Source organism: Aureimonas psammosilenae (assembly GCF_009176975.1).
Classification (GTDB): Bacteria; Pseudomonadota; Alphaproteobacteria; order Rhizobiales; family Rhizobiaceae; genus Plantimonas; species Plantimonas psammosilenae.
Map to the genome: position 1 here is coordinate 443,167 of NZ_WEZG01000001.1, position 24,623 is coordinate 467,789.

Genomic DNA, 24,623 nt, shown 5'->3' on the forward strand with positions numbered 1-24,623 from the left:
GAAGGCAGGAACAACCCGCCTTCTCCGCCAATCGAGGCTTCTACAGCTCGATCTGCATCTTCACTTCGCCCTTGGGCGCGCTTGCGGCCAGTTCGAAGGCGCGCACGCTGTCTTCGAACGGGAAGACCTTGGTGATGAGGGACGACACGTCGATCGCGCCCGACGCCAGCATGGCCACGCAACGCGGGAAGACATGGGCATAGCGGAAAACGTGCTCCACCCGCGCTTCCTTCACCATCGCCGCCGTCACGTCGTAGGTTGGCGCGCTGAGCGGCAGGCCGACGAAAACCACGACACCTCCGGGGGCAAGCGGCTGAAAGATGCCGGCGATGGCCCGCTCGGAGCCGGCGCATTCGTAGATCACGTCCGCGCCCCAGCCCTCGGTTTCGCGCTTCACGAAGGTGGCGAGATCGTCGCGCGAAACGTTGACGGTCGAGACGGGGCCGAGCTTGGCGGCGATCTCCAGCTTGGTGTCGTCGACATCGCTGACGATGACGCGCGCCGCGCCGGCCGCCAGCGCCGAGAGAACCGTGACGAGCCCAATCGGACCCGCCCCGATCACCACCGCCACATGGCCGGGCGCACCGCGCGCCTTGGTCGCGGCGTGAACGCCGACGGCCAGCGGCTCGACCATCGCGCCGGCGGCGAAGGACACCGTGTCCGGCAGCTTGAAGGTGAAGGCCTCCGGGTGAACCACGCTGGAGCGGAGCACGCCGTGGATCGGCGGCGTCGCCCAGAAGCGCACGGCCGGGTCGAGGTTGTAGAGGCCGAGGCGCGTCGCGCGGCTGGTGGGATCGGGGATGCCCGGCTCCATGCAGACGCGGTCGCCGACCTTCAAGCTTTCCACCTCCGCGCCGATCTCCGTCACGGTGCCGGACGCCTCGTGGCCGAGGATCATCGGTTCCTTGACCACGAAGGGGCCGATCGCGCCATGCGTGTAGTAATGGACGTCCGAGCCGCAGATGCCGACCGTGTGGATGGCGATCCGCACGTCGCGCGGGCCGATCGTTTCTTCCAGCGGGAACTCGCGCAAGGACAGGCGGTCCTTGGCTTCCAGAACGAGCGCGCGACGCTCTTGCCCTCCGGTCGCCGATTTCGATAATGCCGACATGGCCTTTTCTCCCTTCGATGCGAATGCGGACCGCTCGCGGTCAGTCCTTGACGAGAATGGTTCCCGCCACCTCGATGCCGAAACCCGTCAGGCCGACATAGGATCGCTCCTGCGTCGCCATGACGGCGATGGAGCGCACTTTGAGGTCGCGCAGGATCTGCGCGCCCATGCCGATTTCCCGCCAGCGCTGCTGGCGCGCCTTGGCGCTGGCATGGCGCTCGCCGTCGGTCGGCGCGATGTCCGCAGCGGTCGGCACTTCGGTTTCGAAATCGTCCACCTTCGGCTGGCGCAGAAGCATGAGGACGCCCCGGTCGCAGGTCTTCAAGGAATCCACGGCGTGCTCGACCCAGCTCTTGTCGCCGTGTCGATGGCCGAAGAGATCGGTCACCGGCTGTTCGCGGTGAATGCGCGTCGGCACCTTTTCCGCGCCCGCCACGTCGCCGAACACGGCCACGACATGCTGCATCGGGTCGAAGGGCGTCTCATAAACGCGCACCCGCGCCTTCATGCCGCCCACGAGCATGGCTTCCTCGCGCACGCAGGTCACGAAGCTTTCGCGCCGGATGCGCCAGGAAATGAGGTCCTCGATGGACACGATCTTCAGCCCGTGCTCGCGCGCGAAGGGCACGAGTTCGGTGAGGCGCTTCACCGTGCCGTCGTCGTTCACCACTTCGGCAAGGATGCCGACGGGCTGGAGACCGGCCAGAAGGGCGAGATCGGTGCCCGCTTCCGTGTGGCCGGAACGGGTGAGGACGCCGCCCTCGCGCGAGATCAGCGGAAACATATGGCCGGGGCGCAGGAAGTCGGTGGCGATCGCGTTGTCGTTGGCGAGCGCGCGGGCCGTGTTCGCACGCTCTTCGGCCGCGATGCCCGTGGTCATGCCGACCTTGTAGTCCACCGAGATGGTGAAGGCGGTGCGCATCGGGTCGAGATTGTTGGCGACCATCGGCGGCAGGTTGAGCTTGGCCGCCCGCTCGCCCGTCATCGGCACGCACAGGATGCCGCTCGTATGGCGGATCATGAAGGCCATGGTTTCGGGGGTCGCCTTGGAGGCGGCCATGATGAGGTCGCCTTCGTTCTCGCGGTCGGTGTCGTCCACCACGACCACGAGTTCCCCGCGCGCGATGGCGGCTACCGCGTCGTCGATCGTATCGAGCTCGAATTCCATGGGAATGGGGTCCGTTCACGCCTCACTTACAGCGGCTTAACGAGACCCCGCGCCCGGATCAACTGCATGAGAGGCTGCCTGAAAAGTCTCCGGGTCGGCTCGGCGGTTCTTTTCGCCGTCCGGCCCGGGGCGAGCCACTTGTCTCGCCCGTCCTTCGGACCCTCGCCGATGCCGCCGGCATCGACTGCGTTCGGCGCCTCGCGGAACGACGAAAATCCCTCGCCGATCCTCAACCGGAGACTTCCCAGGCAGCCTCCGGTCGGAAACGGATCGTCAGCCGCGTCCGCGATAGGGCGGGACGCCCTGGTCGGGCAGGAAGGTGCCTTCGGGCGGCGCGCCGGTCTGCCAGAACACGTCGATCGGAATGCCGCCGCGCGGATACCAGTAGCCGCCGATGCGCAGCCAGATCGGGTTCGTGGCTTCCACGATGCGCTGGCCGACTTTCACTGTGCAGGTCTCGTGGAAGGAGCCGTGGTTGCGGAAGCTCGTGAGGAAGAGCTTCAGGGACTTCGATTCCACGAGGCGCTCGCTCGGCGCGTAGTCGATCACGAGATGGGCGAAGTCGGGCTGGCCCGTGACGGGGCAGAGCGAGGTGAATTCGGGCGCCACGAAGCGCACGATCACCGGCGGTCCGTTCGGGCGCTCGTAGGGAACGGTTTCCAGAACGGCCTCGTCGGGGGACCGGGGCAGGGACACCTCCCGCCCGAGTTGCTGCAGCGCGTCGCTCAATGCACTTCTTCCTGTTATTTCAATTCGTTCCGAAGGCCGGCAGAACCGGCACGACCTCGGCGACCTCGTTGTAGCCGCTCCAGATCATCTCGCAAGCCACGAACAGAATCACCAGAAGGCCGCCCCAGGCGATGAAGCGCCAGCGCTGGAGAAGCCGGGCGATGAGATTGGCGGCAGCCCCCATCAAGGCGACGGACAGAAGAAGGCCCGCGACCAGCACTTCCGGGTGCTCGCGCGCCGCGCCCGCCACCGCCAGGACGTTGTCGAGCGACATGGAGATGTCGGCGACGACGATCTGGAAAAGCGCCGCGCGAAAGCTCTTTGGCTTGGCTTTCGCGGCTTCGGCCGCCGTTTTTTCCGCCGCGCTGCCGCTTTCGCGAAATTCGCGGAACATTCGGTAGGCGACGTAGAGAAGAAGGAGGCCGCCTGCGAGCGTCAGCCCGACGATGTCGAGAAGCTCGACCGCGACGAGGGCCAGCGAGATGCGGATGACGACGGCCGCCACGATGCCCCACAGGATCACCCGCCCGCGCCGCGCTTCGGCGACGCCCGCCGCCGCCATGCCTACGACCACGGCGTTGTCGCCCGCCAGCGCCACGTCGATCAGAAAAACCTGCGCCAGCGCCGCCCCTTCCGTGACCCAGAAGCTTTCGTTCACCGGCACACCTCCTTCACCGCCGAAGGCTCCGGCGAATGCGTCCTCCTTCTTCATAGCGCGCCGGGCCGGCTTCGCTAGAAAGCTGCCGACACGCTAGTTTGGAACCTTTCCAAAGAGAATGATGTTTGCTAGTTTGGAAACGTTCCAAGATGGCGGATGTCCGAGAAGGACTTCCATTCGGTTGAAGGGCGCTCAAGCGCCCGTTCGGAGAGAAGGAAATTCCATGTCGATCCACAGCGAAGCCGCCTGCAACAAGTGCAATTTCTTCGACAACCACGCGACGAACGAGCAGCATGCCGACGCGGAAGCCGGCCTTTGCCGCTTCAACCCGCCGGTCTCGCAGCCCCAACCGGACGCGCACGGCCTTTGGCCGGTGGTCGCCAAATCCGACTGGTGCGGTCATTTCGAGACCTCCGCCACCGTCAACTGACGCGTCCGCATCGTTCCATTCATCGACCGGGCCGGGAATGCGAAAGCGTTTCCGGCCTTTGCTTTGCTACCCGGTCCATCGACGGAATGCTGGCGCATGTCCCGGCCGGGACCACATAGGGGGTTCCTGCCCGTCGGATCGGAGACACAACCCCATGACGCCCCGCGCTCCGCATCATCGGTCGAACGGACGGGCGCGTTGAGCCCGTCGCGGCCTGTTCTCCTTTACCGCGGCGGCTCGTTTTCGGCTGGCACCCGCAGCGTTCCCGACGAGGTGGCGGTGGCGATCTCGGTGGACGGCTCCACCCATGCCGTGATGATGGCGACGCCGCGCGATCTGGAGGACCTCGGGATCGGCCTTGCCCTCAACGAGCGCATCGTCGCATCACTGGCAGAGATCGAGCATCTGGAAGTCGTGGAAACGGAAGTCGGTCTCGACTGCCAGATCCGTCTCGTGCCGGAGCGCGGCCGTTCCTATGTCGCGCGCCGCCGCCAGATGACGGGCCCGGTCGGCTGCGGCCTTTGCGGCGTCGAATCCCTAGAACTCGCCGTGCCGCCTTTGCCCTGCGTGTCGGCAGGAACCCGCTTCGAGCCCTCGCAGATCGTGGAAGCCATGGGAAGGATGGCGGAAGGGCAGGTTCTCGGCCGGCAGACCCGTGCCGTCCATGCCGCCGCCTTCGTCGCGCCGGGGGCTGGGGATTTGAGCGTGCGCGAGGATGTCGGGCGCCACAATGCGCTCGACAAGGTGGCCGGCGACATCGCCCGGCGCGGGCTCGATCCGGCGACGGGCATGATCGCGATCACCAGCCGCGTTTCGGTGGAACTCATTCAGAAATGCGCCACGATGGGCGTGCCCCTTCTCGCCGCCGTGTCGGTGCCGACCGAACTCGCGATTCAGACGGCCACAAGCGTCGGTCTCACCCTCGCGGCGGTCGCGCGGGGCGAGGATTTCGAAGTGTTCACGCATCCCGAGCGCGTCATCGGAGCGTCGGAAGGCGACGGTTGATCCGCGAAATCCCTCGTGGGTCGTGGAAAGATGCGCATCAATTCAGCATCAATCAAAGATTCACCAATTTTATGCATTCTTGTCACAATGTAGGATTGAGTAGATCGACGCGCTTCGTGTCGGCGGGCGAAAGAGGAGAGGCAAGGTCATGTCTATCGGAGGGTCGAGGCCCCTGTCTTTGCTCGAACAGGCGAACGGGTCCGGCAATCTCGATCTGGTGGCCTTGGCCGCCATGCACATGCCCTGCGGGCTCGCCGTCTTCGACGTGGACGACCGCCTGGTTTTCTCCAACCGTCGCTTCCTCGCCGATCTCGGCTTGCCGGAAAGCGTGCCGGTCGGCATCGCCTTTCCCGAACTGCTGGCGATCGGCGTTTCGCTCGGGCGCCTGACGAGGGCCGAGGCGGCCTCCATCGCGGAGCACCACCGGACCAGCGTCTCGACGGGGCCCAAGACCGAGGATGCCGAGGCCGCCGGCCGGCACCTGCGCTTTTCGCGAGTTTCGCTGCCCGGCCGCGGTTGGCTGTCCACCACGGAAGACGTGACCGAGCGGCACGAGGCCGAACGCCAGATCCGCCACATGAGCGAACACGACGCGCTCACCGGCCTCGGCAATCGGTCGATGCTGCGCCGGCGCTTCGAGGACGGTATGCGACGCCGCAACGTGGAGGCCGTGCTTTACGTCGATCTCGACGGCTTCAAAGGCGCCAACGATCTTTACGGCAACCGGATCGGCGACGAGTTGCTTCGGGCGGCGGGCGCACGCATGGCCGATTGCCTGCGCGACACGGATTTCCTGGCGCGTTTCGGCGGCGACGAGTTCGTGGTGCTGCTCGCCCGCACCGGCCGGCACGACGGCCCGGAAAGCGTCGCGCTTCGGCTCCTGCGCGCTCTCGGCAAGACCTTCGCCATCGGCGACCACGACATCGATATCGGCGCGTCCATCGGCTCGGCGCGCTGCGACGAGACCGGGCTCGATCTCGACGAAGCCATGCGCCGCGCCGATGCGGCACTTTATCAGGCCAAAGCCTATGGCCGGGGCCGCCATATCGGCTTCGATCGCGGCAGCGCGCAGATGATGCGTTTTCGCGCCGCCCGCTGATTCTTCAGTCGGTCGGTTCGGCCTCTTCCGTCAGTTCCTGCGTGGCTTCCGCCAGGGGCTGGCGCGTGAAGCCCTCGATGCCGGCATGCACTTCGAGATCGCGCTCGATCTCCACCGGCGAGGTCGCGTAGGCCGTGACGAGCTCGGCGAGCGAGCGCAGCGCATGGACGTGGATGCGCTCCCAGCCGTGGCTGGCATCGACGCCGAAGGTGATGAGCGCGGTCCGCACATCGTGGCCTGCCGCGATCGCCGAGGCCGAGTCCGAACGGTAATAACGGAAGACGTCCTTCTGGTAGCGGATCTCCTCGTCCCGGCAGAGACGCGCGAGCTTTTTCGTCAGGTGGTAGTCGAAGGGGCCGGTCTGGTCGGCCATGGCGAGCGTCACGCCGAACTCCGACGAGTTCTGGCCGGGGGCCGACGTGCCGTTGTCGATGGCGACCATGGAGGCCACGTCCGGCGTCAGGATCGAAGCCGCGCCGACGCCGACTTCTTCCGCGATGGAAAAGAGCCAATGGATGTCGACCGGCGTCACGGCCCGGTTGCGCTCCAGCGACTCGATGGCGGCCAACATGCAGGCGACGCCCGCCTTGTCGTCGAGATGGCGCGAATTGATGAAGCCGTTGTCGAGAAATTCGGGCTGCGGGTCCACCGCCACCGTGTCGCCGATCTCGATGCCGAGCCGTTCCACTTCCCTTCCCGTGCGGGCGAGGGCGTCGATCCGAAGCTCCACATAGGGCCAGCCGACGGGCAGGCTGTCGACCTCCTCGTTGTAGGTATGGCCGGACGCCTTCAGGGGCAGGATCGTGCCGCGATAGGTGCCGGCCTCGGAAAAGATCGTGACGCGCGCGCCTTCGGCAAAGCGCGCCGACCAGGTGCCGATGGGCACGAGTTCGAGGCGGCCGTTCTCCTTGATCGCTTTCACCTGCGCGCCGAGCGTGTCGACATGAGCGACGATGGCGCGGGCCGAGGCGCGGCGCGAGCCCTGGCGCACCGCCTGGATCGCGCCCCGGCGCGTCAGCTCCACAGGCAGGCCGAGCCGTTCCAGCTCCCCGGTGACGTGGCGCACGATCGTGTCGGTGTAGCCGGTCGGGCTCGGGATCGCGAGCAGCGCCTTCAACTGGTTCGTCAGGTAGTGGATGTCGATATCAAGCCTTGGCAAGCGGACGCCTCCGGCGGTTCGGGTCGCGCACCCGGCTGGCTTCCCTCGGCAGCGATAAGGGAAACAGAAGGTCCACGAAGCGCTCGACGGTGGGCTGCGGCTCGTGATTGGCAAGGCCCGGCCGCTCGTTGGCTTCCACGAAGATGTAATCCGGTTGGCGCGGGTCCTTCACCATGAAGTCCACGCCGCAAACGGGAATGTCGATGGCGCGCGCCGCCCGGCAGGCGGCCTCCACCAGGGTCGGATGCACCTCGCCGGTAACATCGTGGATCGTGCCGCCGGTATGGAGGTTCGCGGTCTTGCGCACCGTGACGCGCTCGCCTTCCGGCAACACATCCTCGAGCGCGAAGCCCGCCGCGCGAAGGCATCGCTCGGTTTCCCCATCGAGCGGGATGCGGCTTTCGCCGCCCGTCGCGCTGGCGCGCCGCCGCGACTGGTGCTCGATAAGGTCGCGCACCGTGCGTTTGCCGTCGCCGGTGACGGTCGGGGGCCTGCGGAGCGCGGCGGCGACGAGACGGAAGTCGATGACCACGAGGCGAAGGTCGTCGCCCTCGAAGCAGGCTTCCAAGAGAACGCGGTCCGATTGCTCGCGCGCCACCGCAATGGCGGTTTTCGCTTCCTCCACCGTGTCGATCCCGACGGCGACGCCGCGCCCCTGCTCGCCGCGCGCGGGCTTCACCACGATGCTTCGGTGCTTCTCGATGAAGGCGGCGAGCGCCGCGTCGTCGTCGCCCGCCACGATCTGCTCCGGCACGGTGACGCCGGCGCTTTCCACGATGCGGCGCGTCACCGCCTTGTCGTCGCAGATGGAGACGGCGACGCCGGAGGTCAGTTCCGACAGGCTTTCGCGGCAATGGATGGAGCGCCCGCCATAGGTTAGGCGGAAGAAGCCGCCTTCGGCGTCCGTCACCTCGGCGTGGATGCCGCGCCGGCGCGCTTCGTCCACGATGATCCGGGCATAGGGGTTCAAGGCCTCAATGCCCTCGGCCGGACCGACGTAAAGGCGCTCGTTGATGGCGTTGCGGCGCTTCACCGCGAAGAAGGGCACGCGCCGGAAGCCGAGCTTCTCGTAAAGGCCGATGGCCCCGGCATTGTCGTGCATCACCGACAGGTCCATCCAGACCGCGCCGTTCCCGGCATGGATCGCGGCCAGCGCACGCACCAGGGCGGCCCCGATGCCGGCATGGACGGCTTGCGCGTCCACGGCGAGGCACCAAAGCGAGGAGCCGCGTTCCGGGTCGCCGAAAGCTGCGGCGTGGTCGACGCCCGACACCGTGCCGATGATCGCGCCGGTGGTCTCGTCCTCTGCGACGAGTTGGGCGAGGGCAGGATCGCCGCGCTTCACCTGAAAGAAGCTCGGATCGATCTCCACCATGCGATGGGCGCGGTAAAGCCGGTTCATCTCGGTGGCGTCGCGGTCGGTCTCGATGCGCCGGACGCGAAAGCCGGGGGAGGGCGCTTGCGTCGTCTCGAAGCCGGCAAGGTCGAGACGGAACGTGTGCGACGGATCGAGAAAGAGATCCTGCGGCGCGTGGGCGAGGACCACATGCGGGTCGCTGATATAGAAGGCGATGTCCCGCCGGTCCGCGCCTTCCTCGCGCAGCGCCGAGACGAGGTCTTCCGTCCGCGCAAAGGTCTGGCCGAAGATCAGCCGGCCCCAGCCGCAATCCACGAAGGAGTCTTGGGGGCCGCTCACGAACGGATTCCGTGAAGCTGGAGCCATGTCTCCAGAAGCGCGACCTGCCAGAGTTCGGAACCACGCAGGGGCGTGATGTGCGAGGCGGGGTCCGTGAAAAGCTGGTCCAGATAATCCTGTCGGAACAACCCGCGCTCGCGGGCGCTTTGCGAAGTCAGCGTGTCCCGCACCATGTCGAGATAGGGGCCGGCGATGTATTTGAGCTGCGGCACGGGGAAGTAGCCCTTCGGCCGGTCGATCACCTCGTGCGGGATCACCTGCCGGGCGACATCCTTGAGGACGCCCTTGCCGCCGTCCTTCAACTTCTCCTCCACCGGAATGCGCGCGGCAAGCTCCACCAATTCGTGGTCGAGGAAGGGCACGCGCGCTTCCAGCCCCCAGGCCATGGTCATGTTGTCGACGCGCTTCACCGGATCGTCCACCAGCATGACATTGGTGTCGAGCCGCAGCGCCTTGTTCACCGGATCGGGCGCGCCGTCGCCTGAGAAATGGCGCGAAACGAAGTCGCGGCTGGCGTCCCGGTCGATCAGCCATTCCGGCGCAAGCTGGGTCTTCAGTGTCTCGTGGCTGCGGTCGAAGAAATGGCCGGCATAGGTGCCGAGGGGATCTCCCGCCCCGCGCATCGGCGGATACCAATGGTAGCCGCCGAAAACCTCGTCGGCCCCTTGCCCGCTTTGCACGACCTTGATGTGCTTCGAGACTTCCCGCGACAGGAGATAGAAGCCGACATTGTCATAGGAGACCATCGGCTCCGACATCGCCTGAATCGTGCCGGGAAGGTTCTCCATGAGCTCGGAGCCCGGCACGAAGATCTTGTGGTGGTCGGTGCCGTAATGGTTGGCGATGAGGTCGGAATACACAAACTCGTCGCCCTTCTCGCCGTTCGCCTCCTCGAAGCCGATGGCGAAAGTGGAAAGCCCGGTCTGGCCGGCTTCCGCCAGAAGCCCGACGAGAAGCGAGGAATCGACGCCGCCCGACAGGAGGACGCCCACCGGCACGTCGGCCACCATGCGGCGCTTCACGGCGAGCTTCAGGGCGTCCATCACGCGGTCGCGCCAATCGGCGGAACTGTAGCGCTCTTCGCCGGGGGCGGGCGCGTAACTCGCCTGCCAAAATACCTCGTCGGTGAAGGACCCGTCCGGCTCGATCCGCCGGATCGTCGCAGGGGGCAGCTTGCGGACGCCCTTCAGGATCGTCATCGGCGCCGGTACCACGGCGTGGAACGTCATGTAATGGTGAAGCGCCTCGCGATCGATCTGCGTATCGATGTCGCCGGCGGCGAGGATCGCGGGGAGGGAGGACGCGAAAAGGAGGCGCTTCTCGTCCTGCGCCAGATAAAGCGGCTTGATACCGAAACGGTCGCGGGCAAGCGTGACCCGGCCGGAATCGCGCTCCAGCATGGCGAAGGCGAACATGCCGTGGAAGCGCCGGACGCAATCCGGGCCCCAGGCGTGGAAGGCCTTGATGATGACTTCCGTGTCGCCGGTGGAGAAGAAGCGGTAGCCTTTCCCTTCCAGCTCCCGCCGGAGTTCGGGATAATTGTAGATGCAGCCGTTGAAGGCGACGGTGAGGCCGAGATCGGGGTCGGTCATCGGCTGTTCGGCTTTTTCGGTCAGGTCGATGATCTTCAACCGGCGGTGCGCGAAGCCGACGCGCCCGCGCAGGATGAGACCCGCGCCGTCAGGCCCGCGCGCCTGGAGACATCCGCTCATCCGCGACAACCGTTCCGCCGATGCCTGTTCGCCGTCGAAGCGGATTTCGCCGCAGATGCCGCACATATGTTGGGTTCGCCTTCGCTGGTTGCCGATGCGCCCGCATATAGGCGGCGACCCGTCAGGTGGAACCGCATTCCCGCCTGGGTTGTCTTCTCACGCGAACTCCTCGTCCAGAACGGCGGGTTGGAGACCAGCGGCCCGGAGCGCGGCGAGGGCGAGATCGGCCGGCGCGAAAGGCTCACGGGATCGGGCGGGAAGGTCCAGAACGGCGAGAAGCGCCGGAAGCGTGGTTCCGGCGGGCAGGCGCGTGTCGGCGTCGCCTTCGCGCCGCGCGTCGTCCAGCACCGCGCCGAACAAGCCGTCGTAGCGCAGCGAGAAGCCGGTGATGGCGGCCGCCTCCTCTTCCAGGTCGGGCCCGAGATCGGACGGGGGATTCCCGCGCCGGGCGTGCCGGGCCGCCGGCTCGGCGAGAAGCGCGGCGAGGTGGCTCGTCGCCATGCCTTTCAGCCGCGTCGCGGCGCGCTCGCGCGAAGCGAAGACGGGCTGGATGGCGCTTTCCAGATGGTTCAGGCCCCAGCGCATCGCGTCGAGGTAAAGGTCGCCCTTCGAGCGGTAGTGGTGGTAGACGAGGCCTTTGGTGGCGCCGCACCGCCGCGCGACGGCATGGATGGAGGCTTGCCTATAGCCGGTCTCGCCGAAGCATTCGGCCGCTGCCCGAAGAAGGGTCGCGCGGCTCGTTTCGCCGGCGGGGCTGAGGCGTTCGAGACGGCCGCCGGCGAAGGATGCGCGCCGCGCCGAGGCTTGTCCTCCGCCCTTCGCATGACGCTCCGCCTTGCCCATCCCCGTCCCCTCCGAAGCTCGGGGAGTGGACGGGGCATGCCGTTCGATGTCAACAGGGAAGCCGTGAAGCGGAAAGGGTGGCAGGACTTGGCCGAGATGTCGACGACGGAAGAAGCGCTTCGCGCGCGGCTCGTGCCCCTGGAAGTCTATCGCCGGCATCTCGACGGCGACGATTTCGTGTCGAACTGGTTGGCTGTCGACCAGACGATGATCGACACCTTCGCCACCGCCACGCACGACCATCAGTTCATCCATGTGGACCCCGAGCGGGCGAAGGCCGAAGCACCTTTCGGCGGCACTATCGCGCACGGCTTCCTGACGCTGTCGCTTCTATCGACGCTCGCCTTCGACGCGCTGCCCGGCGTCGAGCGCACGCGCATGGGCATCAATTACGGCTTCGAGACGGTGCGCTTCGTGGCTCCCGTGAAGAGCGGGGCGCGGGTGCGCGGCCGCTTCCGGCTCGTGGGTCTCGTGGAGCGGGCGGTGTCGCTTCAATCCACCTGGGACGCCACGATCGAAATCGAGAATACGGCCAAGCCTGCCCTGACCGCGCGCTGGACGACGGTCGCGGTGCTTGAGCCTCCGACGGAGTGAACGACATGACGACGAAGCCCACCGACTGGCCGCACGCCATTCTCTTCGACCTCGACGGCACCTTGATCGACAGCGCGCCCGATATCCACGCGGCGCTGAACGAAACCTTGGAAAGCTACGGCGAGCCGCCGCTGACGCTGGACGCCGTGACACGCATGATCGGGCGCGGCGTGCCGGTCTTGATCGAGCGCGCCTATGCGGCGCTCGGCGTCGAGATCGACCCGGCGACGCGGACCAAGGTCGGCGAGCGCTATACCGCGATCTACGAGGCGCGTGCGACGCAGTCCACCACCTTGATGGCCGGCGTTTCCGACCTTCTGCGGGATCTCCACGAGAAGGGCGTCCGGCTCGGCACCGTGACCAACAAGCCAGGCGCGGCGACGCGCACCGTTCTGGACCATTTCGGGCTTCTGCCCTTGATGGCGGTCGTGGTCGGGGGCGATGCCGGGCCGGCGCGAAAGCCCGAGCCGGGCCTCATCCTCCATGCCTGCGAGCAACTGGGGCTGAGGCCCGAAGAGGCCGTGTTCGTCGGCGACAGCGAGAACGACGTCCAGGCCGCGCGGGCGGCCGGAATGCCGGTGGTGGCGGTTGCCGGCGGTTACACGGAACTGACGCCCGAGGCGCTCGGCGCGGACCGCGCGATCGAGCGTCTCGACGAACTGCCGGCCGCGCTTCTGGCCCTTGCCGAAGGGGAGGGAGCGCCCGACCTTTGACGCTATTGGCATGAAGGAGGAACGCTCATGAGCGAACTGAACTACGAGATCGTCGAACACGACGGCGGCTGGGCCTATAAGGTGGGCGGCGTGTTCTCGGAAACCTTCCCGAGCCACGACCATGCGCTGGCGGCGGCGCGGGACGCGGCCGAGCGTCAGAGCCTTGCCGGCGAGACCGACGGCATCTCCTATCAGGACGCCGAAGGCAAATGGCACGAGGAAGTCGCCGACGGCACCGACCGACCGGAAACGCATGTGGTGGACGCCGGCCGCTGAAGGCCTGTCTCAGGCGGTCTCTCCGGCCGCCTCCCTTCGCCGGGCTTCCAGTTCCTCGGCATAGCGCCGCAGAAGATGGCTTTCGGTGAGAAGGCCGAGCACCTTTTTCGTGTCCGCCCCGTCCACCACCACTAGCGCTTCGCTTTCGGCAAGGTCGAACAATCGGCTGGCTTCCCGCGCGTTCATCTGCGGAAACAGCATCGCGTCCGCGAAGCGCAGGAGGTCGGCAACCGTCCGGTCGAGATCGGTGACCGTCTCGCCATAGGCGTCGGGCACGAGAACGATCCCCGCATAGGCGTCGGAGCGGTCCGTGATGACGACGCGCTGGGCCGATCCCAAGGGAAAATCGCGTCGAAACACCTTCAGCGTCGTGTCGATCGAGGCGGTGCGCAGGTCGCGGCGCATCATGCGGCCGACCGAAAGGTTGCGAATCCAGCCGATATCGTGCGCGCCGCGGATGTTCTCGCCGCGCAGGTGGAAGCGCCAGGTGGCGAAGGAATAGCCGAAGGTCTTGCGCACCGTCACGGACGTGACCGCCACCGCCGCGAGGACGAGGGCGGTGATCGGCAGATCGCCCGTCATTTCCAGCGCCAGAAAGGTCATGGTCAGCGGGCCGCCGATAATGGCGACCGCGAGCGTGCTCATGCCGACAAGGGCGTAGATCGGGGCCCCGAGCGCGTCTTCGCCCATGACAGTGAAGGCGGCGATGGCGAAGAGCTTGCCGAGGATCGTGCCGAGAAACAGGGACGCGAAGAAGAGGCCGCCGCGAAAGCCGCTGCCGATGGAGATCGCGGCCGCCAGAGCTTTGGCCACGAGAAGAAGCATCAGGGCGGTCAGCGGCAGATCGATGTCGAAGGTCATGTGCATGGCGCCGTGACCGGCCGACAGCACCTGCGGCGTGATCGTGGCGAGGCCCGCGAGGGCAAGGCCCCCCAGCGCCGGGCGAAGGGGCAGGGGAATGCGGCTTCGCCGAAACAGGCCTTCCGTGCGCGTCACGCCTTGCATTACAAGAATACCGATGCCGGCCGCGAGAATGGCGAGGGCGATGGCGGGCGGATAATCGGCCGCCCCGACGGCTTCCGGCGTGCCGATGTCGATCAGATATTCGTTGCCGATGAAAAGGCGCGCGACGAGGGCGCCGCTCAAGGCTGCCGCCACGACGGGCGCGAGCGTCGCGATGGAATAGGTGCCGATGATGAGCTCGAAGGCGTAGAAGGCGCCGGTCAGCGGCGCGTTGAAGGCGCTGGCGATGGCGCCGGCCGCGCCGCAGCCGACGAAGACCCGCATGTCGGAGCGGCGCAGTTCGAAGGCGATGCCGATCCGCGAGGCGATGCCGGAGCCGATCTGCGTATAGGCCGCTTCCAGCCCGACGGACGCGCCGAAGCCGTTGGAGATGAGGTTCTGCACCACCACGACGATGCTGTCGCTTAAGGACATGCGCCCGCCATGCAGCGCGTTCGCCTCGATCGGATCGACCAGCGCCCGCTTTCGCCAGCGCGACAAGATAAACAGGACGAGGCCGAGGAAAAGGCCGCCGAGGGCCGGCATGTAGACGAGCGAGGGCGTGGCGAAGCCGGAAACGGCGCTCAGGCGCTCGTCGGGATCGATCCGGAACAGGAGAACATGTAGCCCTTGCGCTGCCGCCGAGATGCCGATCACGAGAAGGCCGGCAATCGCCCCGATTACCACCGCGACGGCGGCGATGCCAATCTCGTTGGCGCGCACCAAGGCGCGAAGGCGGTTCGGAACCCGGCTGCCGCCGTCCGATGCCGTGATGATGGTCGAGGAATCGGTGACCGGCTGGTCCATGAACGGGCGGCGCCTTGCTCGCCCGAAGCGTCTAATGCCTTGCCCACGCCTTGGCGAGTCGTCAGAGCCTATTTGACAACCCGACCGGGTCGGTCTCGCCGGGTCTTTTCCGCCCCCATTTCGTTGCCAATCCTCGCCGATGCCGCCGGCATCGACTGCGTTTGGCGCCTCATGAGAACGAAAAATCCCTCGCCGGCCCTCTGCCGGCGAGTTGTCAAACAGGCTCTCGGCCCATCAGGCGGCGAGGCGGTTGCTGGCGGCTTGGCGCAACGCATCCTGCACGGCATGGGCGGGATAGGGCTTGGAGAAGAACCGGCCGTTTTCCGGCAGGGTCGTTTGCGTGACCTTCAGGTGGCCGGAGCAGACGAGGATCGCCACCGGCGGCCAGCGCAGGCGTACGAGATGGGCGAGCTTCACGCCGTCCATCGAACCCGGCATGTCGACATCGGTGAAGAGGATGCGGATATCCGGGTCGCGCTCCAGAAGCCGCAGCGCCTGATCGGCATTGGTGGCTTCCACCACCTCGAAGCCCGCTTCCTCGATGAGGTCGATGGCGTCGAGCCGCAGAAGCGGCTCGTCCTCGACCACGAGGACTTTGCAGGGGGAGGGGAGCGGCGGATAGCTCATACAGGATGAATGCCGATTCGGTCGGAGGGTTTCGCTTCGGATTTTCCTAAAATGATCTTCGCTTGGATGTGGTGAACGAAGCGTTTATGCCGCCGATCCCCGCTCATGTTCAGTAAAGGCCGTCGCCGGCGATGGCCTGCTCGATCGTGATCGCGGGCAGGGCGACGTCGCTCTGGCTTTGAAGCCGCACGGCCGGACCGGGCAGCGGCAGGGGTTCCGACACGGTTCGGGAAGGCGTTTCCAGGGTCCCGACCGGCGGGAGGACGGCGACGGGAACGGCGTTCGCCCCGCCGATACGCTCGGCGACGAGGCGGTCGCGGCGGGCTTGCGGCGCGGTGATCAGACGGTCGCCCCGGCTCGCCACGTCGGACTGGGTTTGCGTCGGGTTGCGGCGCTTCTCGTAGAAGGCGTTGCCCCCGGCGATCGCGACGTAATGCATGTTGTTGTAGGGGTAGGAATATCCCGCGGTGTGGAAGAACATCGCCTGTCGACCGACCTCTCCGTGCCGCGCCCCGCGCAGCACGTCGCGGGCGGTCTTGCGGGCGAGCGCCTCGCCGCGCGCCATGGGCTTGGAAAGTACGCCCGGCGCGAACTGCTTCTTCTGCCCGACGACGCCGCAAACGGATCGCGGATACTTGCCGGAATTCTTGCGGTTCATAACGACGGTGCCGACCGCCAGCATGCCATCGGCGCTGGAGCGGTTCGATTCGAAATACATGGCGCGCGCCATGCAGTCCTCTTCGGTCAGCCGCTTCATGCGGGCGCAGCCGGACAGGCCTGCCAGAAGGGCGAGGCCGAGAATGGCGAGAGCGCGGGGTGTTGGGCGGAAACGCGACATGGCGGCGGCCCCGAGAGCATGTTTTGTCGGGCCGATTTTCGCGGCAAAGGCTTAACGCCGTGTAACCCCGACAGAACCTGATGCCCTCAGCGCCGCGTCGTGTCCCCAAGCCGGCGGGACAGGAGCGCCTCGATACCCGACAGCCCGTCGTAGATGAGGACGGCGAGAACCGCGACGATCAAGCCGCCCTGCACGATAAAGGCGAGATTGTTCGACAGGAGGCCGGCGATGATGACCTCGCCGAGCGTCCGGGCCGCGACCGTCGAGCCGATGGTGGCGGTGGCAAGCCCGATCACGGCCGACAGGCGGATGCCCGCGAGGACCACCGGAAGGGCGAGCGGCAGTTCCACTTTCAGCAAGCGCTGGCGGTTGGTGAGCCCCATGCCGCGCGCGGCTTCCGTAACGGCGGGCGGCAATGTGGTGAGGCCCGTCAGCGTGTTCTCGAAGATCGGCAGGAGGCCGTAAAGGAAAAGGGCGACGAAGGTCGGTTTCCAACCGAAGCCGAGCGCCGGCACGGAAAGCGCCAGAACCGCGACGGGCGGAAAGGTCTGGCCGATATTCACGAGGCTGCGCGATAGGGCCAGGAACTCGGCCCCGAATGGCCGCGTCACGAGGATCGCGAGCAACACGGCAATGAGCGTGGAAAGCGCTGTCGCGGCGAAAACGAGTTCCAGATGCTGGAGTGTCAGGGTGAGGAGGTTGCCCTGGTTGTAGATGGCCGGCGCGCCGTTCTCCGTCAGCGGTCGCAAAAGCGGCTCGAAGCTCGCCGGGCTCCAAAGGAAGAGCACGAGAAGCGCCAGGGCGAGAAGGCGGAGCAGAAGGGGAAGCCGCTTCACGCCGCCGGCCTTGCCGCGCCAGACACGAGGCTGGCGGTGCGAACGACCCCGACGGTGCGGCCTTGCGCGTCCGCGACGGGCGCTGCGTCCCGGCCCGACCACAGAAGCTCGGCCAGCGCGTCGCGACGGTTGGCGGAAGCCGCGATCGGCGCGCCCGGCGCTTGCCCCGGCTCCACCAGCGCGTCGAGCGTGCCGAGCGACAGAAAGCGGAAGGGCCGCTCGTTGGTGCCAATCAACTCCTCCACGAAGGGCGTCGCGGGATGGGCGAGAATCCCGGCGGGGCTCGCATATTGAAGGAGTTTGCCGCCGTCCATCACGGCGATCCTGCCGCCGAGATGGATCGCTTCCTCCATGTCGTGGGTGACGATCACGATCGTCGTGTCGGTGGCCTTCTGGATGGTCAGGAGATCGGCCTGCGCCTTTGTGCGGATGATCGGGTCGAGCGCGCCGAAGGGCTCGTCCATCAGAAGGATGTTCGGCTTGGCGGCCAACGCCCGCGCCACGCCGACCCGCTGCTGCTGCCCGCCGGAAAGCTCGTGCGGATGGCGCTTGGCGAAGAGCGCAGGGTCGAGGCCGAAAAGGTGGAGGAGTTCGTCCACGCGGTCCGCGATGCGCTTCTCGTTCCAGCCGAGAAGGCGCGGCACGGTGGCGATGTTCTCGGCCACCGAGCGGTGCGGGAAAAGGCCGTGGTTCTGGATCGCATAGCCGATGCGCCGGCGCAGCTCATGGCCGGGCAGCGAGCGGTTGTCCTCGCCGTCGATCAGGATCTCGCCGCCGGTCGGCTCCGTCATGCGGTTGATCATGCGCATCAGCGTCGTCTTGCCGGAGCCGGACGTTCCGACGATCGCCGCGATCGTGCGCGGCTGGATGACCATGGACACGTCGTCGACGACATTCGTTTCGCCGTAGCGCTTCACGAGATGGCGAAGCTCGATCATGCGGCTTGCCTCCTTGTTCGAGGAGTGGCGGCTTCGACAAGCGCGTCGAGAACCACGGCGGCCGCAAAGGCGAGGGCGACGGTCGGCACGGCGCCCAGCAGCACGAGGTCCATCGCGGTCTGCCCGATGCCCTGGAAGACGAAGGTGCCGAAGCCCCCGCCGCCGATCAGCGCCGCGACGGTGGCAAGGCCGATATTCTGCACGAGCACGATGCGGATGCCGGTGAGGATCACCGGAAAGGCCAGCGGAAGCTCGACCTTGAACAAGCGCTGGCGGTCCGTCATCCCGCTGCCGCGCGCGGCGTCGCTCGCCTCCGCCGGCACGGAGGCGAGGCCGACCACCGTGTTCGCGACCACCGGCAGCAGCGAATAAAGAAACAGCGCGACGAGGGCGGGCGCGGCGCCGATGCCCCTGATGCCCAGCGCCTGCGCGCCCGGAACGTTCAGCGCGATCCAGCCGAGCGGGGCGATCAGAAGGCCGAACAGCGCGATGGAGGGGATGGTCTGGACGATGTTGAGGACGTTCAGGATCGGCTCGCGGAAGGCCCGTATCCGGTGGCAAAGGATGCCGAGCGGCACGCCGACCGCCACCGAGGCGGCGAGCGACCCGAAGGCGAGAAGCACGTGCTGGCGGGCTTCGCGCCAGAAGGCGCTGGCGCGGGTGGAATATTCCTTCAGGATCGACAACCCGTCCCAAAGGCCGGAGCCGAGAACGAGCGCGAAAGCCAGGGCAACGGCGATCAGGATTGCGATGCGGGCGAGGGGCTTCGGGCGAAGGCGCGTCAGCGCATCGGTGCAGAGGATCGAAAAGGCGAAAAGCGCCAGCCAGAAGCCGGAGGCCGGCGAAACGCGCGCATAGGTGTTGTTGGCGGGCGTGAGGTGCGAGGGGGCCGCGCCGACCGCCAAGGCCAGCGCGGCGATGGCCGCGAAGCCGAGGCACAAGCGCCAAACGGCGGGCGCGCGGAAAAGCGCGACGAGGCCGGCGAGAACGAGGACGGCCAGAAGCGCGGCGGCCCCGGTCGCCGGCAGCGCTTCCCAGATCGTGCGGGGCTGCGCCGCGACGATCCGGTTCGCGCGAAACGCGGCGAAGGGCAGCCAGAGCGCGGCGAAGGCGGCGAGCGCCGCGATCAGAACCCCGAGCTTGTCGAGCTTGTCCCCCATCGCCGCGACGATGCCGGACTTACTTCAGAAAGCCCTTGTCCTTCAGATAGCCTTCCGCGACGGCGTTGGCCGGCTCGCCGCCGACCTGAACGCGGCCGTTGAGGTCCTGCAACGTCTTGAGGTCGAGCGTGTCGAAGATGGGCTTCAAGGCGTCCGCGATCTTCGGGTTTTCCTTCAGAACGGCTTCGCGGATGATCGGCGAGGGCTGGTAGACCGGCTGGACGTTCTTGTCGTCGGTCAGCACCACGAGGCTGGACGCCGAGATGCCGCCATCCGTACCGTAGACCATGGCGCTGTTGACGCCGTTCGTGCCCTGCGCGGCGGCCGCGATGGTCGCCGCCGTGTCGCCGCCCGAAAGCGTCAGAAGCTGCTCGGGCTTCAGGGCGAAGGCATAGGTGGTCTGGAAGGCGGGAAGCGCCGCCGCCGAGTTCACGAATTCGGCGGACGCCGCGAGCTTGGCCGCGCCGCCATCCGTGATCCACTTGCCGAACTGCGACATGGTTTCGAGGTTGTTCGGGCCGGCGACATCCTCGCGCACCGCGATGCCCCAGGTGTTGTTGGCGGGGGCGGGCGACAGCCAGACGATCTTGTTGGCGTCGTAGTCGAGTTGCTTGGCCTGCTCGTAGGCCTTGGTCGCGTCCTTCCAGGCCGGGTCGTCCGGGCGGTTGAAGAAGAAGGCGGCGTTGCCGGTATATTCGGGATAGATGTCGATCTCGCCCCCGGTGATGGCCTTGCGCATCACGGGCGTTCCGCCGAGTTGAAGGCGATCGGTCGTCTCGATGCCGGCGTTCTTCAAGGCCAGAAGAATGATGTTGCCGAGAACGCCGCCTTCGGTGTCGATCTTGGAGGACACGACGACGGGAGCTGCGGAAGCGGCGCCCATCGACAAGCCGAGCGCCACCGCGCCGGCGAACAGGATTTTGGAGATAGGCACGGGTGGAACTCCCCTCGCAGGCCGACGCGTCATACGCAGCCCTGTTGTTCACCCAAGGTTTGGGGCAGATGCTCGGAAACTCAAGCCAAATCACTCTACGGGCAGGCCCGCCGACGCAAAGAAATTGCCTTCTGAGCCTTTGCGAGGCGGAAAGCGCGAATGACGGATGCCCGAATCCTGTTTCACCAAGGTCATCCGCTTTTTTCGAAAAGTTGGCCGGAAAATTGGAACCGATCGCTTCGCGAGGGATTCTCGCAACCGTTAACCACAAAAAGGGGTCCCTGATGTCGAGAACCGAAACTCTCGAAGCTTTGGAAGACGGCCTGATCACGGAAGATGAGGCCCTCGAACAAGGACAGGTGGATACTCTCGATGCGCTGCACGAGCGCGCGAGTGCCGAGCGTATCGAAGCCGTTGCGGATGTCATGCGCAGCAACACCGCGTCCCTGCGTTTCCTCTAGGGACCACCACGCATAAAGCCGCGAAGTCGAGCGGCAGATCGGCCAACGGGCCAGTTCATTCGACGATTCCACTCAGTATCCGCGTCGCTTTTCATCGTCAGCCCGTGCCAGTTCGGACGAGGCTCGGGACCCGCGTTTCGCGCGATCCCGGTCTCACGACGCGTTCTTGCGAAAACTCAGGTCAACCGCTCGCTAACTCTGCTCGCTGGCTTGCGTGGGCGGCCAACGTCTCTCGCTTTACAGAAGGCTCCGCAAGCCTCACCCTTCCACAGTGGTGGTCGAATATTCGGGCGGGCGGGAAGGAGCTGAAGGGTTGGGCAAGCGTGCCGGCGCGCTCTGCGCTTCCCTTCTGATCGTCACCCCGCCGCAATGGGCGATGGCGCAGAGCGTCGAGGATTTCCTGCCCGACTTCCGCCCGGAGGAAGGGCGTGGCTTCGAGCGCCGCGTCGGCGAATTGCTGCGTTCGATGCCGGAAGGCGATCCGTCGCGCCCGTTTCCCTTGTCCGTGGAGATCGGCGGCGCGCGCATCGCGCCGGATTTCAAGCGGCGCGGCTTGAAGGTCATTATTCCCGTGGAAGCGCTTCATCTTTCGATCGGCGCGCCGGACGATTCTGAAGTCGAGCCGGAGACCTTCTGAGCCCTCTCAACGGCCCACGAACCAGCTCACGCCGATGGCCGCCATGTTGGCGAGAACGGGCCAGATCAGCAGCATCACGTCGTTGAACGTATCGGCGATCGCGTAGGCGACGATGGAGACCGGAACCAGCACCGACAGAAAGAACAGGAACCATCCGTGCCGGTCGGGCGGCTGCGGCTTCTCGAACCTGCGCTCCCATTTCGAATCGTAGAGCATTTCTGCCCATCCTTGCCGAAAGATCCGGTGGTGGAACCGCCCGGTCCGGCGGCGAGGATGAAGCCTCGTTGTTCTTCCCGCAAGAGTGGACCTGCGGCGTCTCGTCCCTGCCGGATCGGGACGGGACCCTGGCGCGTTGACCCGCGAAACCAGCGGGAGCATTCCATGGCCGATCAATCGCTATCCGACAAAGCCTTGTCGATCCTCACCTTCGCCGCTTATCACTCCCTGACGAGCGGCGAGAAGGTGCGCGACGTCGTTCTAGACGACGGCAAGGGGCACCGCGCCGACAGCGAAGGCGTGTCGGCCTTGACCGAGGCCGGTCTTCTGGAGGTCGAAGGCGATCGCGGCCGGCTGACGGAATCGGGTGAGGAGCGCTTGGCGAGCCTTCTCCAGGCGATCCGCGGCAACTGATCCGAACGCTTCTTCAACGCGGGCGGGCAAGGATGGCGGCAGATCGGCCCGTCGAGGGCGTTACCATCAGGATCGATGAGCCGGCATCGACCCCGCTCCGCGAAATCCTCTTCGCCTATGCCGCGATGGTGCCTTTGGTGACCGGCGCTGCGGTGGTTGTCCTGGTGCCCGGCGAATACGCGGCTTTCCTTTTGAAGGGCACGCTTCTGTGGGGCGCGGCGATCGTGCTCTTCCTGTCGGGCGTGCGCCGGGGCGTCAGCTTCCGGACGCCTGGCGGGGCAACCCTCGCGCAGCTTGCCATGATGATGTGGTTGTTTCTGGCGGGCTTCGCGGCGGTTCTGGCCGCTGCCTTCCAGTTTCCGCTCGCGTCCGGCCTCGTGCAACTTCTGGCCTATGCCAGCCTTCTCGTGCTCGATCCTGTCGCCGCCCGTTGGGGCGAAGCGCCGCTTTACTTTGCCCGGTTGCGTCCGCCGCAGATGAGTTTGGCGGTCCTGTCGCTTCTGGTGATTTCGGCGAAAGCGGGCGACCTGTTCTGATCCTCTATCCGACAGCCCGACCGCTCGAAGGGACACAATAGAAGTTCCCCTTCAGGCGTGTTTTCGGGTGCCTGAGGCCCCATCGCCACCCCACGAAGTAACCTTATTCACCGTATTAACAGGTTCCTAATTTTTTCAATCGTTTCAGTCCACGTCTTAACCTTCTTGCCCTCTTGAAGACGCGCGAAGTTCCGCCAAAATCCGTTTCATCTCGCTGGAAGAAATCCCGCGATCGACATTCGTGGAGAGTACGGTGGAATACGATAAGTTCTCTGAGCCGGTATGGGTTTACGTCGGATTGAACGTGCCTTCGTCCTTGGAAACGGTGGCCGAGGCCTTCGTGTTTCTGGACGAATGCCCGAACGCTCTTCGGGGCGGCGCCCATCTTCGCGCCATGGAAGCCTGTCGTTCCGCGATGCGGCGTGAAACGCGTGGCGAAGCCGCCCGCGCCGCTCTCGTGCAGTTCGCCTCCGAGCGCGGCATCCTCGCGCCCGATCTCGGGCTCGCCATCGCCAACGCGCCGGTCGCGTCCCGCACCGGCATCGCCGCCTGAGCAATCGAGAAGGCTTGAGGGACGCTTAAGTCCCTCGGCTAGCGTCTGGACAGTTCGACCGGGTTTCGCTTCGCGAGGCCCGGTTTTGTTTTGATCGTCAAACGAAGTCGATGCCCTCTTCGGGAACGGCCTCGAGACCACGGCGTCAGGCGAAGAAGCGGTTCTTCGGCCTCGGCAATCCGAGGTGGTCGCGCAGCGTCGTGCCTTCATATTCGCGCCGGAAGATGCCGCGCTTCTGAAGCTCGGGTACGACCTTGTCGACGAAGTCGTCGAGGCCGGCCGGCAGAGAGGGGAACATGACGTTGAAACCGTCCGATCCCCCGGTTTCCAGCCATTCCTGCATCTCGTCCGCGATGGTCTCTGCCGTGCCGACGAAGGACAGCCCGCCATAGCCGCCGAGGCGCTGGGCGAGTTGGCGAACGGTCAGGTTCTCGCGCCGCGCCAGATCGATGGTCTTTTCCCGCCCGCTCTTCGAAGCGTTGCTTTCAGGGATATCCGGCAACGTCGCGTCGGGGTCGAAGCCGCTCGCATCATGGCCGAGCGCGATGGACAAGGAGCCGATGGCGTTCTCGTAATGAACGAGGCTGTCGAGAAGGGCGCGTTTCTTGCGCGCTTCCTCCACGCTGTCGCCGACCACCACGAAGGCGCCCGGCAGGATCTTCAGATGGTCCGGGTCGCGCCCGATCCGCGCCATCCGCCCCTTGATGTCGGCGTAAAGCTCCTGCCCGTCGCGAAGGGCGTTGGGCGCGGCGAAGACGACTTCCGCCGTTTCGGCCGCGAGCTGGCGGCCGGGCTCGGACGCGCCGGCCTGGACGATCACCGGCCAGCCCTGGACGGGGCGCGCGATGTTGAGCGGCCCGCGTACCTGGAAGAACTCGCCCTTGTGGCCGAGGACATGCATCCGCTCCGGCTCGACATAGGTGCCGCTTTCCCGGTCGCGCGGAAAGGCGTCGTCGGCGAACGAGTCCCAAAGGCCGGTGACGACATCGTAGAATTCGCGGGCCCGCCGATAGCGTTCGGCATGGTCCAGATGCTCTTCCAGCCCGAAATTCAAGGCGGCGTCCGGGTTCGATGTCGTCACGATGTTCCATCCGGCGCGTCCTTCGCTGATATGGTCGAGCGAAGCGAAGCGGCGGGCGACATGATAGGGCTCGTCGAAGCTGGTGGAGCCCGTCGCCACGAGCCCGATGCGGTTCGTGACGCTCGCCAGCGCGGACAGGAGCGTGAAGGGCTCGAAGGACGTCACCGTATGGCTGCGGCGCAACGCTTCCGTCGACATGTTCAGAACGGCGAGATGGTCGGCCATGAAGAAGGCGTCGAAGCGCGCCGCTTCCAGCCGGCCGGCGAGATATTTGAGGCGCGGGAAGCTGAAATTGGCGTCGCGCCACGCGCCCGGATAGCGCCACGCGCCCGTATGGATGCTGACGGGGCGCATGAAAGCCCCGAGCCTCAATTGCCGCGCTGCCGTCAT

Annotated in this window: 28 protein-coding genes; 11 read left to right on the forward strand and 17 right to left on the reverse strand. The window is 66.3% G+C overall.

Annotated features, from left to right (window positions below; all coding sequences use genetic code 11):
• Positions 1–40 precede the first annotated feature (40 nt).
• The 4 genes from F9929_RS02000 to F9929_RS02015 form a co-directional block, all read right to left on the reverse strand.
• The gene (locus tag F9929_RS02000) at positions 41–1,111 is read right to left on the reverse strand and encodes an NAD(P)-dependent alcohol dehydrogenase (RefSeq protein WP_152044846.1); all 1,071 of its coding nucleotides are present in this window, start codon (positions 1,109–1,111) and stop codon (positions 41–43) included.
• A gap of 40 nt (positions 1,112–1,151) precedes the next feature.
• Positions 1,152–2,279, reverse strand: a complete 1,128-nt coding sequence (gene ribB / locus F9929_RS02005) for a 3,4-dihydroxy-2-butanone-4-phosphate synthase (protein WP_152044847.1) — start codon at positions 2,277–2,279, stop codon at positions 1,152–1,154.
• A 273-nt stretch (positions 2,280–2,552) separates the two neighbouring features.
• A complete protein-coding gene (gene queF, locus F9929_RS02010) occupies positions 2,553–3,008 on the reverse strand; it encodes a preQ(1) synthase (protein WP_152044848.1) in 456 nt (151 codons plus the stop codon).
• A 19-nt stretch (positions 3,009–3,027) separates the two neighbouring features.
• On the reverse strand, positions 3,028–3,720 hold the full coding sequence (locus F9929_RS02015) for a YjbE family putative metal transport protein (RefSeq protein ID WP_152044849.1): 693 nt from the start codon (positions 3,718–3,720) through the stop codon (positions 3,028–3,030).
• A 169-nt stretch (positions 3,721–3,889) separates the two neighbouring features.
• Between F9929_RS02015 and F9929_RS02020 the strand changes: the two genes are divergently transcribed.
• From F9929_RS02020 to F9929_RS02030, 3 genes are all read left to right on the forward strand, one after another.
• Positions 3,890–4,096 (forward strand): hypothetical protein, encoded by a 207-nt coding sequence (locus F9929_RS02020; protein ID WP_152044850.1) that lies wholly within the window; start codon positions 3,890–3,892, stop codon positions 4,094–4,096.
• A 198-nt stretch (positions 4,097–4,294) separates the two neighbouring features.
• Complete coding sequence (gene fdhD / locus F9929_RS02025; protein WP_235918951.1) at positions 4,295–5,101, forward strand: formate dehydrogenase accessory sulfurtransferase FdhD; 807 nt, start codon at positions 4,295–4,297, stop codon at positions 5,099–5,101.
• Between the two features lie 148 nt (positions 5,102–5,249).
• Positions 5,250–6,200, forward strand: coding sequence for a sensor domain-containing diguanylate cyclase (locus tag F9929_RS02030; RefSeq protein WP_152044852.1), 951 nt, complete (start codon positions 5,250–5,252; stop codon positions 6,198–6,200).
• 4 nt (positions 6,201–6,204) lie between these two features.
• Here the strand turns inward: F9929_RS02030 and F9929_RS02035 are convergent, their stop codons facing one another.
• The 4 genes from F9929_RS02035 to F9929_RS02050 all read right to left on the reverse strand — a co-directional run bounded on the left by F9929_RS02035 (position 6,205) and on the right by F9929_RS02050 (position 11,610).
• Positions 6,205–7,359, reverse strand: coding sequence for an osmoprotectant NAGGN system M42 family peptidase (locus tag F9929_RS02035; RefSeq protein ID WP_152044853.1), 1,155 nt, complete (start codon positions 7,357–7,359; stop codon positions 6,205–6,207).
• On the reverse strand, positions 7,346–9,082 hold the full coding sequence (gene ngg, locus F9929_RS02040) for an N-acetylglutaminylglutamine synthetase (RefSeq protein ID WP_152044854.1): 1,737 nt from the start codon (positions 9,080–9,082) through the stop codon (positions 7,346–7,348). Before ngg ends, F9929_RS02035 begins: the two co-directional genes overlap by 14 nt.
• The gene (locus tag F9929_RS02045) at positions 9,052–10,833 is read right to left on the reverse strand and encodes an N-acetylglutaminylglutamine amidotransferase (RefSeq protein WP_152044855.1); all 1,782 of its coding nucleotides are present in this window, start codon (positions 10,831–10,833) and stop codon (positions 9,052–9,054) included. The genes ngg and F9929_RS02045 overlap by 31 nt, the downstream gene beginning before the upstream one ends.
• Positions 10,834–10,923: 90 nt before the next feature.
• The gene (locus tag F9929_RS02050; protein ID WP_193227571.1) at positions 10,924–11,610 is read right to left on the reverse strand and encodes a TetR/AcrR family transcriptional regulator; all 687 of its coding nucleotides are present in this window, start codon (positions 11,608–11,610) and stop codon (positions 10,924–10,926) included.
• A gap of 36 nt (positions 11,611–11,646) precedes the next feature.
• Between F9929_RS02050 and F9929_RS02055 the strand changes: the two genes are divergently transcribed.
• The 3 genes from F9929_RS02055 to F9929_RS02065 are packed head-to-tail and all read left to right on the forward strand — an operon-like array spanning position 11,647 to position 13,193.
• Entirely contained in the window at positions 11,647–12,204 is a 558-nt protein-coding gene (locus F9929_RS02055) for a MaoC family dehydratase (protein WP_407922195.1), read from the forward strand.
• A 5-nt stretch (positions 12,205–12,209) separates the two neighbouring features.
• Positions 12,210–12,917 carry a phosphoglycolate phosphatase gene (gene gph, locus F9929_RS02060; protein ID WP_152044858.1) on the forward strand — a complete coding sequence of 236 codons (708 nt, stop codon included), beginning with the start codon at positions 12,210–12,212 and terminating at the stop codon, positions 12,915–12,917.
• 27 nt (positions 12,918–12,944) lie between these two features.
• On the forward strand, positions 12,945–13,193 hold the full coding sequence (locus tag F9929_RS02065) for a DUF2188 domain-containing protein (protein WP_152044859.1): 249 nt from the start codon (positions 12,945–12,947) through the stop codon (positions 13,191–13,193).
• A 9-nt stretch (positions 13,194–13,202) separates the two neighbouring features.
• Here F9929_RS02065 and F9929_RS02070 read toward each other — a convergent pair whose 3' ends face one another.
• The 7 genes from F9929_RS02070 to osmF form a co-directional block, all read right to left on the reverse strand.
• Complete coding sequence (locus tag F9929_RS02070) at positions 13,203–15,002, reverse strand: chloride channel protein (protein WP_152044860.1); 1,800 nt, start codon at positions 15,000–15,002, stop codon at positions 13,203–13,205.
• 234 nt (positions 15,003–15,236) lie between these two features.
• On the reverse strand, positions 15,237–15,629 hold the full coding sequence (locus F9929_RS02075) for a response regulator (protein ID WP_152044861.1): 393 nt from the start codon (positions 15,627–15,629) through the stop codon (positions 15,237–15,239).
• A 109-nt stretch (positions 15,630–15,738) separates the two neighbouring features.
• On the reverse strand, positions 15,739–16,467 hold the full coding sequence (locus F9929_RS02080; RefSeq protein ID WP_152044862.1) for a cell wall hydrolase: 729 nt from the start codon (positions 16,465–16,467) through the stop codon (positions 15,739–15,741).
• An 86-nt stretch (positions 16,468–16,553) separates the two neighbouring features.
• Positions 16,554–17,303 carry an ABC transporter permease gene (locus F9929_RS02085; protein WP_152044863.1) on the reverse strand — a complete coding sequence of 250 codons (750 nt, stop codon included), beginning with the start codon at positions 17,301–17,303 and terminating at the stop codon, positions 16,554–16,556.
• On the reverse strand, positions 17,300–18,241 hold the full coding sequence (locus F9929_RS02090) for an ABC transporter ATP-binding protein (protein ID WP_152044864.1): 942 nt from the start codon (positions 18,239–18,241) through the stop codon (positions 17,300–17,302). The genes F9929_RS02085 and F9929_RS02090 overlap by 4 nt, the downstream gene beginning before the upstream one ends.
• The gene (locus F9929_RS02095; RefSeq protein WP_152044865.1) at positions 18,238–19,401 is read right to left on the reverse strand and encodes an ABC transporter permease; all 1,164 of its coding nucleotides are present in this window, start codon (positions 19,399–19,401) and stop codon (positions 18,238–18,240) included. The genes F9929_RS02090 and F9929_RS02095 overlap by 4 nt, the downstream gene beginning before the upstream one ends.
• 19 nt (positions 19,402–19,420) lie before the next feature.
• A complete protein-coding gene (gene osmF, locus F9929_RS02100) occupies positions 19,421–20,284 on the reverse strand; it encodes a glycine betaine ABC transporter substrate-binding protein OsmF (protein ID WP_235918997.1) in 864 nt (287 codons plus the stop codon).
• Between the two features lie 53 nt (positions 20,285–20,337).
• On the opposite strand from osmF, the gene F9929_RS23880 reads away from it, so the two are divergent.
• Positions 20,338–20,796, forward strand: a complete 459-nt coding sequence (locus F9929_RS23880) for a hypothetical protein (protein WP_193227602.1) — start codon at positions 20,338–20,340, stop codon at positions 20,794–20,796.
• A gap of 313 nt (positions 20,797–21,109) precedes the next feature.
• Positions 21,110–21,433: a hypothetical protein gene (locus F9929_RS02105; protein ID WP_152044867.1), complete on the forward strand. Its 324-nt coding sequence runs from the start codon at positions 21,110–21,112 to the stop codon at positions 21,431–21,433.
• Between the two features lie 6 nt (positions 21,434–21,439).
• Here the strand turns inward: F9929_RS02105 and F9929_RS02110 are convergent, their stop codons facing one another.
• Positions 21,440–21,649, reverse strand: a complete 210-nt coding sequence (locus F9929_RS02110; RefSeq protein ID WP_152044868.1) for a hypothetical protein — start codon at positions 21,647–21,649, stop codon at positions 21,440–21,442.
• A gap of 165 nt (positions 21,650–21,814) precedes the next feature.
• Between F9929_RS02110 and F9929_RS02115 the strand changes: the two genes are divergently transcribed.
• The 3 genes from F9929_RS02115 (at position 21,815) to F9929_RS02125 (ending at position 23,152) form a co-directional block, all read left to right on the forward strand.
• The gene (locus tag F9929_RS02115) at positions 21,815–22,063 is read left to right on the forward strand and encodes a hypothetical protein (RefSeq protein ID WP_152044869.1); all 249 of its coding nucleotides are present in this window, start codon (positions 21,815–21,817) and stop codon (positions 22,061–22,063) included.
• A gap of 32 nt (positions 22,064–22,095) precedes the next feature.
• Positions 22,096–22,599: a DUF3429 domain-containing protein gene (locus F9929_RS02120; protein WP_152044870.1), complete on the forward strand. Its 504-nt coding sequence runs from the start codon at positions 22,096–22,098 to the stop codon at positions 22,597–22,599.
• Between the two features lie 253 nt (positions 22,600–22,852).
• Positions 22,853–23,152, forward strand: coding sequence for a DUF982 domain-containing protein (locus F9929_RS02125; protein ID WP_193227572.1), 300 nt, complete (start codon positions 22,853–22,855; stop codon positions 23,150–23,152).
• Between the two features lie 145 nt (positions 23,153–23,297).
• Here F9929_RS02125 and F9929_RS02130 read toward each other — a convergent pair whose 3' ends face one another.
• A complete protein-coding gene (locus F9929_RS02130; RefSeq protein ID WP_152044872.1) occupies positions 23,298–24,623 on the reverse strand; it encodes an LLM class flavin-dependent oxidoreductase in 1,326 nt (441 codons plus the stop codon).